The sequence below is a fragment of the Laspinema olomoucense D3b genome (assembly GCF_025370785.1).
In the GTDB taxonomy this organism is placed as follows: Bacteria; Cyanobacteriota; Cyanobacteriia; order Cyanobacteriales; family Laspinemataceae; genus Laspinema; species Laspinema olomoucense.
Genome location: NZ_JAMXFA010000071.1, coordinates 1 through 15,334 on the forward strand (window position 1 = coordinate 1; position 15,334 = coordinate 15,334).

The 15,334-nt window shown below is 47.0% G+C and carries 13 protein-coding genes and 1 riboswitch; of the genes, 10 read left to right on the forward strand and 3 right to left on the reverse strand.

The features are described 5' to 3' along the window. Positions 1 to 438 precede the first annotated feature (438 nt). From NG792_RS27970 to NG792_RS28015, 10 genes are all read left to right on the forward strand, one after another. The gene (locus NG792_RS27970) at positions 439 to 717 is read left to right on the forward strand and encodes a BrnT family toxin (protein WP_261237669.1); all 279 of its coding nucleotides are present in this window, start codon (positions 439 to 441) and stop codon (positions 715 to 717) included. Then, positions 704 to 991, forward strand: coding sequence for a hypothetical protein (locus tag NG792_RS27975; RefSeq protein ID WP_261237670.1), 288 nt, complete (start codon positions 704 to 706; stop codon positions 989 to 991). Before NG792_RS27970 ends, NG792_RS27975 begins: the two co-directional genes overlap by 14 nt. Before the next feature lie 482 nt (positions 992 to 1,473). Further along, the gene (locus NG792_RS27980; protein ID WP_261237671.1) at positions 1,474 to 3,195 is read left to right on the forward strand and encodes an ABC transporter ATP-binding protein/permease; all 1,722 of its coding nucleotides are present in this window, start codon (positions 1,474 to 1,476) and stop codon (positions 3,193 to 3,195) included. 203 nt (positions 3,196 to 3,398) lie between these two features. Beyond that, positions 3,399 to 3,533: riboswitch (cyclic di-AMP (ydaO/yuaA leader) on the reverse strand. Positions 3,534 to 4,222: 689 nt separating this feature from the next. Further along, positions 4,223 to 4,831, forward strand: a complete 609-nt coding sequence (locus NG792_RS27985; protein WP_261198440.1) for a DedA family protein — start codon at positions 4,223 to 4,225, stop codon at positions 4,829 to 4,831. Positions 4,832 to 5,301: 470 nt separating this feature from the next. Then, positions 5,302 to 5,499 (forward strand): 50S ribosomal protein L35, encoded by a 198-nt coding sequence (gene rpmI / locus NG792_RS27990; RefSeq protein ID WP_261198439.1) that lies wholly within the window; start codon positions 5,302 to 5,304, stop codon positions 5,497 to 5,499. A 162-nt stretch (positions 5,500 to 5,661) separates the two neighbouring features. Then, positions 5,662 to 6,018, forward strand: coding sequence for a 50S ribosomal protein L20 (gene rplT / locus NG792_RS27995; protein ID WP_261198438.1), 357 nt, complete (start codon positions 5,662 to 5,664; stop codon positions 6,016 to 6,018). Beyond that, complete coding sequence (locus NG792_RS28000) at positions 6,019 to 6,873, forward strand: transporter substrate-binding domain-containing protein (RefSeq protein WP_317619531.1); 855 nt, start codon at positions 6,019 to 6,021, stop codon at positions 6,871 to 6,873. Between the two features lie 58 nt (positions 6,874 to 6,931). Next, positions 6,932 to 7,465: a tetratricopeptide repeat protein gene (locus tag NG792_RS28005; RefSeq protein ID WP_261237672.1), complete on the forward strand. Its 534-nt coding sequence runs from the start codon at positions 6,932 to 6,934 to the stop codon at positions 7,463 to 7,465. A 294-nt stretch (positions 7,466 to 7,759) separates the two neighbouring features. Next, positions 7,760 to 8,161, forward strand: coding sequence for a late competence development ComFB family protein (locus NG792_RS28010; protein ID WP_261237673.1), 402 nt, complete (start codon positions 7,760 to 7,762; stop codon positions 8,159 to 8,161). Positions 8,162 to 8,826: 665 nt separating this feature from the next. Then, positions 8,827 to 11,487, forward strand: coding sequence for a CHASE domain-containing sensor histidine kinase (locus NG792_RS28015; protein ID WP_261237674.1), 2,661 nt, complete (start codon positions 8,827 to 8,829; stop codon positions 11,485 to 11,487). A gap of 43 nt (positions 11,488 to 11,530) precedes the next feature. On the opposite strand, the gene NG792_RS28020 is transcribed toward NG792_RS28015, so the two are convergent. From NG792_RS28020 to NG792_RS28030, 3 genes are all read right to left on the reverse strand, one after another. Next, positions 11,531 to 12,760, reverse strand: a complete 1,230-nt coding sequence (locus NG792_RS28020; protein ID WP_261198434.1) for a DUF445 domain-containing protein — start codon at positions 12,758 to 12,760, stop codon at positions 11,531 to 11,533. Between the two features lie 76 nt (positions 12,761 to 12,836). Further along, a complete protein-coding gene (gene ubiE, locus NG792_RS28025) occupies positions 12,837 to 13,589 on the reverse strand; it encodes a bifunctional demethylmenaquinone methyltransferase/2-methoxy-6-polyprenyl-1,4-benzoquinol methylase UbiE (protein WP_261198433.1) in 753 nt (250 codons plus the stop codon). Continuing rightward, on the reverse strand, positions 13,586 to 14,533 hold the full coding sequence (locus NG792_RS28030; RefSeq protein WP_261198432.1) for a response regulator: 948 nt from the start codon (positions 14,531 to 14,533) through the stop codon (positions 13,586 to 13,588). Before NG792_RS28030 ends, ubiE begins: the two co-directional genes overlap by 4 nt. Positions 14,534 to 15,334: the final 801 nt, after the last annotated feature.

Consider the following 15,334-nt stretch of genomic DNA (forward strand, 5'->3'; position numbering starts at 1 on the left):
TACAATTATGAGTTGGCTCTGGGGTCTAAAATTCAAAATTTTTCATTATAACATAGATTTTTTTTGCAAGAGGTCTATTACATTTACTTTACTATTCAAGAAATTTTAGAGGTAATTAAATAATTGTAGTATAATCTGGCAACTTTGGATGCTAAAGCTATTGAGTCGCGATAGAAATCCAGAAACATTTTGATTTGAAGTGTTCGGACCTTTATCCTCCAAGGAACGAAACCTGGTTTCTGGGGTTCTTGGAAATCCTGGGTGGGGGGAAAGAAACCGGGGGCTGAGATTGTCTCTGTATCCTAACCAAAATTTTCGGAAGAAACCCAGTTTCTGGGACCCCAGAGCCAAGAAACCGGGTTTCGGGGATAATTTATCTATACCTAACCGAGATTTTCGTCAATTACCCGGTTTCTCAATTCTCCAAGAGGCGATGATATGCAGTTGAGGTTTGAATGGCATGAAGAAAAAGCCCAAAATAACCTCAAAAAACACGGAATTAGTTTTGAGGAAGCAAAAACCGTTTTCAATGACCCATTATCGATAACCATCGCTGACACCCAGCACTCTGATAATGAAGAACGCTATATTGATATTGGTCGGTCTAGTCAAGGTCAGTTACTTGTTGTAGTTTACACAGAACGTCAAGCGAACATTCGGATTATTAGTTGTCGTCAAGCTACTAAAACAGAGAGGAAAATCTATGAACAATCATAATTTTGAACAGCCAGATACCACGGATGATGAAATGCTTCCGGAATATGATTTTACCGGGGGCGATCGCGGCCAGCATTACAAGGCATATCGCAGAGGACATACAGTCACCATTCATCAAACCGATCGCCAGGATATTGTTCAATATTTTACCCTGGAAGATGGAGCAATTATGCTTGATCCAGATGTGCGGGAATATTTCCCTGATGCTGAAACGGTGAACAGGGCTTTACGGACCTTGATTAGTTTGTTTCCAAAAAATCGTCAGGTCATTTGAAGTCAGCAGTAACGAAACCCGGTTTCTTCACCCTCCACCCAGAATCAAAAACCGGGTTTCTTTCCCAAATCTGTGCCACTTCACCGCAATTTAGGCAGAAAACCGGTTTCTAGCCCCAATACCTCCGCTAATGTAACCGCAACTGGCCCCAGAGGAATGTTGGTGAATACAGCCCAGACTGGATAATCGTTTGAAAATCTGACTCCATAAAACAGGGTCTTCTTTGGGCTAATGTAGATGCCATTTGTAGTTGTGGTAAACAACAAGTGACATCTACATTACCCTTCCCTGGAGTTGGCTAAGGTATTGGTCTAATGTAAATGATATATATATAAGTCTTAACAAAGTATCCTTAAGTGATCTCGACAGTTGAAGTAAAGGTAGTTAAAATATAAATATAGGAATTTGAACTGATTTGTAACCAATCAGTTCAAATTCCTATACTCAAAAATAACTCCTCAAAAATAAATTAAATAACTCCCATGAAAAAGTTAAAAATTGACTTTAGTGCTTGCCAGCGCTTTTGGGCGGTAGCGAAGCCATACTGGTGGGATTCCCAAGAACGCTGGCAAGCCATTGGTTTACTGGTGTTGGTGATGTTTTTATTAACGCTTCAAACCCAGATGAATGTTCTCCAAAACGGCCAAAGAGGAGAGTTTACATCAGCCCTAGCTGAAAAAAATGCAGGCAGATTTTGGCAATCTGTCCTGACCTATCTCGTTGCTTGTATTATCTTCGTAACTTTGCAAAGTGTTAATTCTTATTTAGAAGAAAAAAGTCGGTGGTTTTGGCGCAGTTGGCTGACGAATTATTATCTACAAAAGTACATGACAAATCGCAACTTTTATAGATTGGGTTCTTGGACAGCAAAAATTGATAATCCAGACCAGAGAATTTCTCAAGATATTGAAAGGTTTTGCCAGATGTCTCTGGTTTTATTTATGAACTTTAGCTCATCTTTGGTGAATATTATTGCTTTTGGGGTCGTTCTCTGGTCAATGTCTCACAATCTGGTGATTTTACTTATCGTGTACGCGGGTTTGGGAATGCTGATCACGACCGTGGGATTTGGCAGAATTTTAATTCCCCTACAAACCGAGCAACTCAAGCAAGAAGCTAATTTCAGATTTGGCTTGGTACGCATTCGGGAAAACGCTGAGTCGATCGCATTTTATCGAGGAGATAGTCGGGAGTTAAATAATGTTAAGCAGATATTTAATGTAGTTTTAAGTAATTACAACAAAATCATCCTATGGGAGACAAAATTGGCATTTTTTAGTAGTGGATATCAGGTAATTACTTGGATATTACCGGCTGTAATTCTCGGTCCACGAATCTTATCTGGGGAAACAGAAGTGGGAATTTTGGTCGAAGCCGGAGGGGCCTTTATCAATGTTTTTAGCTCTCTAATTGTTGTGGTTAGGATGTTTAAGAATATCACTCGCTTTGTGGCAGCAATTGAGCGTTTAGAGAGCTTGGAAAAAGTCCTGGAAGAACCCAAAGCATCACCAATCGATAATAATACGACTATTGATACGATTGAAGACTCCAGTTTAAGCTTAGAACATATAACTTTGCAAACTCCCAATTATAACCGGACTTTAGTGAAGGATGTATCTGTAGAAATGCAATCGGGAGAAAGATTGCTAATTGTGGGGGTAAGCGGTTGTGGTAAGAGTTCGATTGTACGAGCGATCGCCGGTTTGTGGAACTCTGGAACTGGGACAATTCACCGACCGAAATTAGGGGAGATTCTTTTCTTACCCCAACGTCCTTATATGATTTTAGGTTCTCTGCGTGATCAACTGCTTTATCCCAGCACAAACCTGAATATTTCTGATTTAGAAATATATGAGGTATTAAAACAAGTTAATTTGCCCGAGTTAGCGGAAAGGTTCGGGGGTTTAGATGCGATCGAAGACTGGGATCATGTGCTGTCAATAGGAGAACAACAGCGGGTTGCTTTTGCTCGTTTGTTGCTGACCCATCCTCGTTATGCCATTTTAGACGAAGCGACGAGTGCTCTGGATGTGAAAAATGAGCAAAGTCTCTATAACCATTTGCAAAAGCTATCTACGATTTATCTTAGTGTAGGACACCGCCCGACCTTGTTGCAATATCACCACAAAGTTTTGGAAGTCCATGACGATGAAACTTGGCGGGTGATTTCTGCGAAAGATTACAATTTTATGTCAATGAATTAATCGCGAGAAAACGCTGAAACGGTGAACCGGGCTTTACACACGTTGATTAATTGGTTCCCAAAAATCATCAAAGTAGTTGAATTCAGCAGGAAAGAAATCCGGTTTTTGGGGTTGATAAATAATCGGGTTTTTATTTTAAATTCGTACAATAAACTGGGCGGGACCTGCATTTAGCCCGATGAATAAAGTTTACAGATGATTTTTTAGTCTCGTCTCCATGCCGAGGGGGTTAGCTGATGGGCGAGGATTGAGAGTTATCCCTTTTCTATTTTCAGAAAATCAGCCCCAGAGTTGGTTCCCCCGCTTCAGTTGTTAGAGAGAATGAGCAGGGCTTATCCCGGTGATTAAACCCAGTTATGGGAAACTCCAACGGAATTAGGGTGGCTTATTGAAACTCCGGGTAATGTCACCTACTCCCCCTCCAATTTTCTAGACATTGGAGGATAGATTTGATATAGGACCTCAAATTGCCGCTTAGAATCTACACGCAGAGTTTTGGGTAGGTCTGTAGACCTAAATGAGTCGTTATCATGGGGAAATGGTTTAAAATCAGACCGGGCCTACTCCAAATTAGATCCGGGCACACAGAAACCTGGTTTTTGGTCTATATTGGGTGCTAAATTCCGTGAGTCCTGACTGCTTAATCTCAAGGGGGTATCCACTTCCGATGAGATGTTGAACTCTGTGCTGGGCAAACTTGGGCAAAAGTTTCACCACCCCCAGGGCCAAACTTGAATCAGACTAGCGAGGCCATCTCCAGAGAAAGCAACAAAGCAGCTACAATTAAATGAATCATGCCCTAGGCCGGACCTATAGGACCTAAAGGATATCTGGGATTTGAGGTAAAATATGAAGCATTGATGCTGGGGAGCATCTCCTGAAAGGCACGAAGACCTGAGATCACCCCCCTGCCCCCCTCCCCTGATTCTTGGGGAGGGGGGTGAACTGTTCGTTCTTGAGATGCTCCCTGATGCTGTGTTAGTTAGAAGTCACGCGGTTCCTGTTCTAAATTTATTATTTTGTTTTTATGCTGGATTGGATTACGAACACAATTACCGCTTTAAACTATTGGGGCATCGCTTTGTTGATGTTCCTAGAGAATATTATTCCGCCCATTCCTTCGGAACTGATCATGCCATTGGCTGGATTTACGGTTACCCAAGGTAAACTCACGTTTTGGGGGGTAATAGTTGCGGGAACGACAGGCTCTATGCTAGGGGCATTACCTTGGTATTATGTGAGCCTAAAAGTGGGTGAACATCAATTAAAAAAATGGGTAGACCGATATGGAGGATGGGTAACTTTAACCAATGAAGATATTAAAAAATCTCAAGATTGGTTTAAAAAATACGGAGGGGGAGTTGTTTTGTTTGGGCGGCTCATCCCGGGTATTCGTACCTTAATTTCTATTCCTGCCGGTTTGCAGAAAATGCCCTTTCTGGAGTTTTTTGGTTACTCGTTGATTGGGTCATTATGCTGGAATCTTTTACTTACTTACGCGGGCTTTGTATTGGGCAAAAATTATAAGCTTGTCGATAAGTTTTTAGGTCCGGTTACGATAGTTGTGCTGGGTGGGTTGGTGCTTCTCTTCATTTTCTGGTTAGTCCAGCGGAAAAAGCAAAGAAAACGGCAGTAGCAGTCACGGGATTTTTGCTTGCTTGTGGAAGGCCGATCGCCTGACAAACCTCTTAAAAGTTTCTCTAGCGGTTCACAGACTCATAGCGGAGCGATGGGATTAGGAGTGCTTAAAGCCTACGGACCGGGTTTCGCTCTGGGGAGTGGAGTGGGGACATTTTCTCCCCCAACTGCTATGGGGCGATCGCCTGCTCCTAGCCCTTAATTCAAGGGTCCATGATTGAGGCGGGCTCTATCATAGGGACCCCTGAACGCGTTCTTGACCCCCTTGAAATTGGATGAGTGTGGAGTTGACTAACCTCAACCCAGGGGACAGAGCATCTGGGTAAGGCCGAAATAATGTAGCAACGAGCCGAGGGGATCACTCACCCTAGGGAAGTTTAATGGGCGATCGCCCATTCCTGGGATTTTCTTGTGTAGAAGTCAGGGGGTATGATATATTAATTGATTGTGCCGAATTAATGGAAGTCCATGCCTAAACTGAAAACCAGAAAGGCTGCTGCCAAGCGCTTTAAAGCCACAGGCAGTGGTAAGATCAAGCGTCGGAAAGCCTACAAAAGCCACTTACTCGAACACAAATCGGCTGCTCGCAGAAATCGGCTGTCAAAGAGCGCCCTTGTCAGCGAGCAGGATGAAAAAAACGTGCATTTAATGATGCCGTATTTGTAAAAAGTTAGAAGCTCGATTTGTGGCGACAGAAGTCAGAAAGCTTCACACCCCCTCAAGGTAGGATAACCTCTGGCTTCCTAGCCCGATAGCGGGGGTACAACCCCTCTCTAATCGAGGGAATTGATTCAGTCCTCAGATTTGTACAAATAAAGGAAAGTAACCATGACACGGGTAAAACGCGGGAACGTAGCTCGCAACCGCCGCAAAAAGATACTGAAAATGGCCAAGGGATTTCGGGGTTCGCACTCGAAATTATTCCGGACAGCCAACCAACAGGTGATGAAAGCCCTGCGGAATTCCTATCGCGATCGCCGCAATCGCAAGCGTGATTTTCGCCGTTTGTGGATCGCCCGGATTAACGCCGCATCACGTTTACATGGCATGAGCTACAGTCAATTGATTGGCAATCTCAAGAAAGCCAATATTCAGCTCAACCGCAAAATGCTCTCTCAAATGGCAATTTTAGACCCCGCTAGTTTTGCCAAAGTTGTAGAACTGGCCGCTCAAGCCAAATCATAAATGATGATGCAGCCAGAGGGCAAAAGGATCAAGGGTTTATTGCTTGTTGTTGCCTTTTGCCTTTGGCCCTGGGGCCAAGTTGTCCAGGCGGCAGAATTCGCCGAAATTCAGCAGCGGGGTCAACTGATTGTGGCGGTGAAGGATAATGTCCGCCCAATGGGATTTAGAGAGGGCGGGGGCAATCTGCAAGGCTTTGAAATTGATATTGCCCGACGGTTAGCCCAGGAGTTGCTGGGGAGTGCCGAAGCGGTGGAACTCGTCCCGGTGGAGAATCTCGATCGCCTTGCGGTGGTGATGTCGGGTCAAGTCGATCTGGCGATCGCCCGAGTGACAGCGACTCCATCGCGATCGCGGGTGGTTTATTTTAGCCCGCCCTACTACCTAGATGGGGCCCAAATTATCACCCGAGACCCCTCAATCCGTCACCTCTCCGACCTAGCGGGTCAAGCAGTCGCCGTCCTCAATGCCTCCAGTACCATTCCCCTGTTAGAGTTTCAACTTCCTCAAGCCCACTTAGTCCCGGTAGACTCTTACCAAGAGGCGCAACGGCTGCTAGAATCCGGTTCCGCCCGTGCCTTCGCTGCCGATGCCAGTATCTTAACCGGATGGGTGCAGCAATATCCCCAATACAGACTGCTGCCATTCCAGTTGTCTAGTCAACCCCTGGCGGTGGTGATGCCGAAAGGATTGCAATATGCCCAACTGCACTCCCGAGTCAATCAGGCGATCGCCCAGTGGCATCAGGAAGGGTGGTTACAAGAACGGGCAGAATACTGGGGTTTACCCTTGGTGGAAGTCACCCCTAGTCGCCCCTGGAGTGATAGTCAAACCCTCCTCCTTGAGCACTCCAGATAATCAAAATAATCAAGATAATCAAAATTATAGGGCAGTTGAATCAGTCAATTAAAACGGCATGGATACCTCTCTTCCGCTTATTTACCTCTCGATTTTGCTGGGATTACTCGGAGTTGCAGCTATTGCAGTTGTACGCCAAGTCCTCAAAACTCGCCAGCTTGAACTAAACCTTTCTCGCTTGCAACAAAACCTTTCCAAAGACAAAGGAACCGCCGAAGAATATTATGAACTCGGCAGTATTTATTTGGATAAGCAACTCTATACCCAAGCCCTGGTGCAGTTCCAAAAGGCTTTAAAATGTAAAGCCCCCATTGATGAAGAAAGTAAAGCCCTCATCTACAATGCTTTAGGGTATAGCTATGCCGCTTTGGAGCAGTACGACTTAGGGATTCGGCAATATAAAGAAGCCTTAAAGCTGAATCCCGAATATGTCACCGGGTGGAATAATCTGGGGTTTGCGTTTGATCGCAAAGGGTTAACCGCTCAAGCATTAGAAGCCTACGAAAAAGCCCAGGAACTTGACCCGAACAATAAAACCGCCACTAAACGAGTGGCTTCCCTTCGCAAGCGACTGCCAACCCAGACTTCATAAACCGGGCTAAGTCTAAGGTAAGAGGGCACAGAAGCATCGTTGGCCCTCTCCCCTGTGAGGGGAATTCTAGCATCCTGCTCTCGGTTTGTTCGGCGCATCAGTGGGGGATGAGCCACGAGAGGGTGGAGGGTTCACCCACTCCAGGGCGGAAATATATTCTTTTATTAAAAAAAACCATACTGTGGAAGGTCTCCTATAAAAAAAGGGTACGTTATGATCTCAACAAGTGCCGTGTAAATCCGTCCCTGTTAAGGGGAAAGATTATTTAACCTTGCTCGGTTTGGAGAATCATTCATGACCAACGTACCATCGAATCATACCCCCCTGTATCGGAACGCCCTGGAACCCCTGGTGGTTGAAGAATCACAACGGCAATTGCGGCAACTCCCGCCGAAAATGCTGGGGTCTCTTAAGCCGGAGCGAGTTTTAGCGCAGGTTGTGGCTTATGCCTTGAATCGACTCCCGGCATTGTATGCTACGAGCGATCGCGGCTGGCAATTTCAACAACATCAGGCCCAAAAATTAAGGCCGCAAATTGTGATGGCGGTCCGCCAAGGATTTGCTGCGGTTCAACGGGATCCGCTGACCCCGGTTTGGAATGAAACTCCTGAACCAGAACCGGAAGCCTCTGATACCGATGCAAAGCGTGCACAAGCTAGACGGCGGATTGCTTCATACCGCTCTTTTAATGTTTAAAAACCTGAGCGATCGCCCGGAATAAGTGCTAGATTTTAACATCATAAATTCCTCAGCGAATTGGTAAAAAGGAAGAGTGTATTCAGTAAAAAGTCTAAAAATTGGGGTAGTGGAGTGAGTGGCGATCGCGCCTGGGGTTATTTATTAGGTTTGGAGCAACAATTGCCAATTAGAAACAAGGGAATTGATGGTTTATTGAGGTGAAGTGACTATCCGCAACTCCGGATCAATTTTTGGTGCATCAGATCCGGCGATCGCGCCCTTTCTTCCTCTGTTAATCAAGCCAGACCCTCCTTTAGGGATTATCCCCCCTTCATCCCAAACTTTTGATACTCGGGGTTTAAGAAGCCCGGGGAGAGCGAACAGAATTTCTATCCAGCGATAGAGCAAAGCCTTAGCATCCTAACAATAGCGTTGTGGTATTATAAGAGCAAAGGGGATCGGAACTTTCGGCAGAGATGGGGACTAGATATAAAGCCGCTCAATTCTCAACCGAGGGGAGGATCGAGGAAGCCGTAGATAAAAATTAGAGTAGCTTTTGGAAATCCCTCTTAGGGAAGAGTTTGCCTAAGAATAAGCTGAATTATCCCCTTACCGATCGCAACCGACCTCAACTATCAGTCCAAAAATGTCAGGCAAACCCATCATCAACAGAAAAACCACTCATGAGATCGGACCTATCCTGGAAATCGGCAGGCTCGCGCCGGACATGGATCCCGTATTTCGTGTTAGTCGTGACGTTGCTGCTGACTGCCCTAGCCTCTTATACCGTTGACCGAACTTCCCAATCTAAAGAGCGCTTGCGATTCCAGAATGCAATCGAGCGGACCACGGATAGCATTGACAACCGGCTAGACACTTACCGGGCCTTACTGCGTGCCACTAGGGGATTATTTGCAGCAAATCCAAGGGTTACCCGAGAGCAATTCCAACAGTTTATTTATAATTTGGAACTGCCCCAACGGTATCCAGGAATCCAAGGGATTGGTTTTTCCGTGCGCGTCACTCCGGAACAAGAAGAAAGGATTCTGGCGGAAATCCAAGCCCAAAATCCAGGGCGTTTAGGCGTTAATCCTGAATCTGAGCGAGGCGAATATCATGCGATTTTATATTTGGAACCTTTAGATGAAAGGAACCGAGGGGCGATCGGATACGATATGTTCAGTGAACCTGTGCGTCGGGCGGCAATGGAACGGGCAAGGGATACAGGGGTAGCGGCAGCATCCGGTCCGGTGACGTTGGTACAGGAGATTGAGGAATACAAACAGGCGGGATTTGTGATCTATCTGCCGATTTATCGCAGTGGCGTTACTCCTCAGAGCGTTGACTCGCGGCGATCGCAATTGTGGGGTTTTATCTACAGTCCCTTTCGCGCCGATAATCTCTTCATGGGAATTTTCGCCGAAGAACAATATTCCACAGTAGATTTTGAAATTTATGATGGGGGTGAACTCAGCCCGGAATTCCTGCTGCATTCCTCCCACCAATACCAAGGAAGAAATAGCCACTCTCATCACCCCAGATTTCGAGGAATGCGTACCTTGAATGTGGCGGGAAGAACCTGGACGATCGCCTTTGCCTCCACCCCAGAATTTGACCAACTCTCCGGCAGAAATCTGGTTCCCTATATCTGCTGCAGTGGACTGATCATTGCCTCAATCTTATTTCTTTTAACGCGATCGCAAGCCCAAGCTCGTTATGCGGCAGAACGAGTCGCCATGCAACTGCGTGCCTCCCAAACGGCTCTCAATGAAAGCGAGTTTCGCCTACGCCGCCTGGTGGATGCCAATATTATCGGCATCATCATTCACGATACCCAAGGCAACATAGTCGAAGCTAATGATGCCTTTCTCAACCTCCTGGGATATTCTAATACCGCTGTGTCCCAGGTGAATTGGTGGGACATGACTCCCTGGGAATATCGTCCGGCAGATGAAGAGGCGATCGCCCAAATGAAAGCCACCGGGTCTCATCCTCCCTTTGAGAAAGAATATATCCGCAAAGATGGAACCCGAGTGCCCGTCCTCCAAGGCAGCGCCTATTTGGGCGGGACCCAAGAATTGGCTGTTAGTTTCGTCCTGGACTTGAGCGAAAACAAACAAGCACAGCTTTCTCTAAAAAATTCTGAAACCCGTTTTCGGACCTTAATTGAGCAGTCTCCTTTAAGCACCCAAATTCTCTCCCCCCAGGGTCAAACAATCCAGGTAAACCGCGCCTGGGAAGAACTCTGGGGCATCACCTTAGCCGAACTGGGAGATTACAATATGCTCCAGGATCAGCAACTTGTGGAAAAAGGCATCATGCCTTATATCAAAAAAGCTTTCGAGGGAGAATCAGTGGCGATTCCAGCAGTCCGCTATGAACTCCATAAAACCTTACCGCAGACCGTTTCAGATACCACCAAGGTGCATTGGGTTCAAGCCTATATGTATCCGGTCAAGGATCGCGACGGCAATATTCGCCAACTGGTAATCGTCCACGAAGATATCACAGAACGCCAGAATTTAGAGGCACAATTGGCGGCGCGTGCCGAACAACTCGCCCAAGCCAACCGCATGAAAGACGAGTTCTTGGCTACTTTATCTCATGAATTGCGAACTCCGCTGAATTCTATGCTGGGGTGGAGTCAGTTGTTGCAAATGCGGAAATTAGATCTGACTACCACTGGACGAGCTTTAGAAAGCATCGAGCGCAATACTAAGGCCCTGACTCAATTGATTGAGGATTTGTTGGATGTTTCGCGGATGATGACGGGTCAGTTTCGGATTCAAGTGCGTCCAGTAGACTTGACGAGACCGATTGAAAATGCGATCGCCTCGGTGCAATCGGCAGCCGATGCTAAAAAAATTTCCATTTGCGCGGCTTTTGATTCAGAAGTCACCCTGGTTGCCGCAGATCCAGCGCGCTTGCAGCAATTGGTGTGGAATCTGCTGTCCAATGCGATCAAGTTTACTCCCACGGGAGGACGGGTAGAGGTGGTTTTAAAAGGCGATCGCACGAGAGTTCAAATTATTGTTCGGGACACAGGTTCAGGGATTGCGCCGGAGTTTTTACCCTATCTGTTTGAACGATTTCGCCAAGCGGATAGCGCCATTACCCGAGCGCATGGGGGCTTGGGTATGGGGTTGGCGATCGTCCGTCATTTAGTGGAACTCCACGGGGGTACGATCGCCGCTGAAAGTCCGGGACTGGGACAAGGTGCCACCTTTATTGTCACCCTCCCCACAGAGGCGATTCTCGTTCCGAGACGCTTCGCGAACGAGCCTTTTGAGGGTCGGGGGGAGGGCGGATCGGGGGAAAATTTCCGAAGCTTAGAGGGCTTTTAAAGAAAAATTGCCCTTTCCTGAACTCTCCTAGGTTTCTGCGAGGTTAAGAGAATAGCAGAATCACCGTTTGCAACAAGCCGATCGCCACTCCGAGGATGCCGCCTAAATTGACGATCGCCTGCAATTCACTTTTGACAATACCTTGAATCGCGCCTTCGAGTTCTTCGGCTGAAGTATTGCGCACCCGTTCCACAATCACGCGATCGATATTCATAATCGGAATCGCTTTGGCAACTAGAGTTTCTAAATCTCGTTCCAAATACCGCTCTAAAATTAAAGCTAATTCTTTACTCACCAATCCTAACGAAGCATTCACCACTGAAGAGGCTTGGAGACGCTTAAGAATTAAGTTTGCCACACTTTCCCAGTTCACCGAATGAGTCAACCCCTGAATTAAGTCCCCGCCGCGCGTTTGGACATAAGTGCGGATACTTTCTTTCAAGGTTTTTCTGAGTTGGCGAACGGTAGAGACAGGTAAATTTTGTAGGGAAAGATTGTGTAACCATTCCTGCAAACGAGCTCGTATCCCCAAAGTCTTGATTAATTCCGCAATCCGAGCATTAGCATCTTCTTTCTCATCTAGGCAAAAGCTCCGCAGACGGGTGAGGGTATTGCGCAACCCCAGTAAATTGGCCACCACCCAGTAGGTCCCGCTACTTTTCTCGCGAAACCCCTCATCGATCGCCGTAATATTGCGATCGGTTAGAAAATCAACCAAGGTTTGCCGAACCACTTCCGGAGGCAGAACCGCCGTGAGTAACCAGTCTGACAGTTGCTGAGCTTGATTTTCAGTGAGTTGAAACTCCAGCAGCACTAAGTCAAAAATTTGATTAATCTGGGGTTCTAGGAAATCTTCCTGTCTGGCTAAGACGCGAATCATGCGGGGGAAGGATTCTCCGAGCAAATCCCGCAGGATACCGGAGAGGATTTTAGCCGTTTTCTGCTCGGTATCGGATTTGAGTTGAGTGAGTGCCAGTTCCAGTAACCAGAGAATAGCCGCCTGGATTCGTTCGGTTTCCAGCAATCGTTGTGCTAATTTTTGCAACTCCGTTGGAGTTAGCAAGGACCCCATAATCGTATCGGCAATCCGTTCGGCTAATCGTTCTTGGTTGCGGGGAATCAAACCCGGGGTAAACGGAACTCGCCGTCCCTTGAAAGAATAGGCACGGTAGGGACGGAATAGCATTTTGATGGCTAAATCGTTGGTGAAATAACCAATAATTCCCCCGGCGATCGGGGGTAAAAAGTAAGACCAAAGAGACAAGAGATCCATTCGCTTTCAGCGTTTCCTCGTTAAGCATCGCGGGTTAACGGGTAACGGTGAATGGTTAACCCCTCCTCCTCAACACTCAACTCTGAGGTTTAGTGACGACTAATACTCCCATGATGCCACCTGAAATAGGGTAATGTGTGGCTTGGGCGAAACCGGCTTGTTGAGCCAGTCGGATTTGTTCGGGTCCTTGGGGAAATTTTTCCAGACTGGGGAGAATGTAGGCATATTCATCCTGCAAGCCATTGGCGGTGGCGACGGGGACGACGATGGTTTGAAGAATCCACTGCTGAACGGCGTGGAGGGTGGGATTGCTGGGGCGATGAAAGTCCAAAATTGCGGCAGTTGCACCGGGTTTAAGGACGCGATGGAGTTCTTGCAGACTGCGTGGAATATCGGTGACGTTACGCAATCCATATCCCATTGTTGCCGCATCAAAAAAGTTGTCGGCAAAGGGGAGATGGAGGGCGTCTGCTTCAATCCAGTGGATGGTTTGGGGGGGGTAGAGGCGATTCTCGTTCCGAGACGCTTCGCGATCGCATCGCTGACGGGCGATTTCCAGTTGAGCGCAGGAGAAATCCACGCCGAATACCTGTCCGGTTTTACCGACTCGTTCCCCTAGCAGTTGGGCGAGATCGCCACTGCCACAACATAAATCTAAGCAAGTATCACCGGATGAGGCTTGACTCCATTTGACCGTCATCAATTTCCAGATGCGGTGTTGTCCCACGCTTAACCAATCGTTGAGGCGATCGTAAACGGGGGCGATGCGGTTAAAGAGGGCCTGAATGCGCTCGGCGTCTGGGTTTGTTTCAACAGCAGGAGGGGTCATGGATGATATCGAGTACAAGTTAGGGCCAGGGCCACCTGTTGGGCGGATAGATGCAACAGTTCGAGTTCATCTTCGCGCAGGATAGAGGGTTCTTTCCATTGCAGGGATAAGACGGCGATTTGCTCGTTGCGGTAATCGATCGGGATGGCGAGATGAGCTTGGATCCCACAACTTTGGTAGTGGGGGACTTGGGCAAGAGTGGGGTCTTTGCCAATATCTACGGCAATTTGAACATTCCCCGAGGCGATCGCCTGCTGAATCAATGGGTCATCCTGCAACCAGTTCTCTACGATGCCATCTTTACTGTAGGAGCTTTGCGCCTGAGCTAAGGCATTTTTCTCCACTAACTGTAAAATACAGTAATCTGGAGAAAAATTCTCCCCAAATGCTTGCGCCAAGGGGGGTAAACAAGCCTCTAAACTCTGGGCAGACCGAGCCACGCCTACAATGGTCATCAGGAGATTGGTTTGCGCTTGAGCGCGTCGCAGTTCCTCCGTCCGTTGCTTGAGCAATTCATAAGTTTCTGCCGCCCGTTGAACCACGGTTTTGAGTTCATTGGGGTCCCAGGGTTTAGTAATGTATTTATAGACTTGTCCAGAGTTGATGGCTTCAACGAGATCTTCAATATCGGTGAATCCAGTAAGGATAATCCGCACGGTATTGGGAAACTGGGGGACCGTTTTACTGAGAAACTCGGTTCCTTTCATTTCAGGCATCCGCTGATCGGAGATGATCACCGCCACTTCCCCTTCTTGAGAGAGGATTTCTAAAGCACTGGCTCCACTATCCGCTTTAAGTACCTGAAACTCTCGCCGGAAGGTGCGATAGAGCAAATCCAGGTTATCTGGTTCGTCATCGACGACCAGCATTTTCGGTTTTTTTCTTCGCTCTCGACTTTTCAATTGACTCTTGATGTTATCTAGTTCAGGGATTGCGTTATCCATAAGACTACAATAAACTCCTTTCGCCCCACCGTCTGGGTAACCGCCCTCAATCAATAGTACCCAATCTGGGTAGGGGGGTTAGAACATTACGGGGAAAAGTTGCGATCGCCTGGGGGTCAGTCCCTCTTCAGTGCGCTAATCCCCTGATTTTTCCTAGGGTTACCCGTTTTACCTCGGGTTGCTTACGCCTGTCCCCACCCCTGATCGGGATCCCTTGCCCAGATTCCCGGTGGAGGTGAGGAGGGGCGATCGGCTAAAATCCCAAGTCCTCACTTTCTCCACAGAACCAAATGCTAAACTAATAAATTGTCCCTTACTCGTCATGCTTATGAGTTTAAATGTAGTCACCTTAGTTGGTCGAGCAGGCATAGATCCAGAAGTCAAATATTTCGGTGCGATTCGTTGAGCGAGAAACCAGTCATCTTAGATTGGGTGTCGTTCGCAAGGACAAGTAATCATACTTACTGAACCTTGACAACTTAGCTCCTGAGAGGGTGAGATGTTAAAGACAGTTAAGAGAAAAACAAACTCTTAACAAAGCCTTTAAAATCAATTCCCTTCTCCCAGATGCAAGGAGATGCAATTCCCCCACTGGTAAGACTGATTATCACGCCTGGTGAAGCGGGGAATAACGGAGGTCACTCTGAACCTGACAGAGAATCCCTTCTAGCAGAGATTGGCATGAGTAAGTTCATCTGAACCTATGTCTGAACCATCGTTACTGACAACAGCCTACACAGGTTATCAGGCTGGGCCAAAAGGCAAGGATAAGAGGGCTAGGCAACTCGAAATTTGACCTAG

Coding starts and splice junctions, on each gene's coding strand:
- NG792_RS27975 (WP_261237670.1), top strand. CDS start 704: ATGAACAATCATAATTTTGAACAGCCAGATACCACGGATGATGAAATG.
- NG792_RS28020 (WP_261198434.1), bottom strand. CDS start 12,760: ATGGATCTCTTGTCTCTTTGGTCTTACTTTTTACCCCCGATCGCCGGG.
- NG792_RS27985 (WP_261198440.1), top strand. CDS start 4,223: ATGCTGGATTGGATTACGAACACAATTACCGCTTTAAACTATTGGGGC.
- NG792_RS27970 (WP_261237669.1), top strand. CDS start 439: ATGCAGTTGAGGTTTGAATGGCATGAAGAAAAAGCCCAAAATAACCTC.
- NG792_RS28010 (WP_261237673.1), top strand. CDS start 7,760: ATGACCAACGTACCATCGAATCATACCCCCCTGTATCGGAACGCCCTG.
- NG792_RS28005 (WP_261237672.1), top strand. CDS start 6,932: ATGGATACCTCTCTTCCGCTTATTTACCTCTCGATTTTGCTGGGATTA.
- rplT (WP_261198438.1), top strand. CDS start 5,662: ATGACACGGGTAAAACGCGGGAACGTAGCTCGCAACCGCCGCAAAAAG.
- NG792_RS28000 (WP_317619531.1), top strand. CDS start 6,019: ATGATGATGCAGCCAGAGGGCAAAAGGATCAAGGGTTTATTGCTTGTT.
- NG792_RS28015 (WP_261237674.1), top strand. CDS start 8,827: ATGAGATCGGACCTATCCTGGAAATCGGCAGGCTCGCGCCGGACATGG.
- NG792_RS28030 (WP_261198432.1), bottom strand. CDS start 14,533: ATGGATAACGCAATCCCTGAACTAGATAACATCAAGAGTCAATTGAAA.
- rpmI (WP_261198439.1), top strand. CDS start 5,302: ATGCCTAAACTGAAAACCAGAAAGGCTGCTGCCAAGCGCTTTAAAGCC.
- NG792_RS27980 (WP_261237671.1), top strand. CDS start 1,474: ATGAAAAAGTTAAAAATTGACTTTAGTGCTTGCCAGCGCTTTTGGGCG.
- ubiE (WP_261198433.1), bottom strand. CDS start 13,589: ATGACCCCTCCTGCTGTTGAAACAAACCCAGACGCCGAGCGCATTCAG.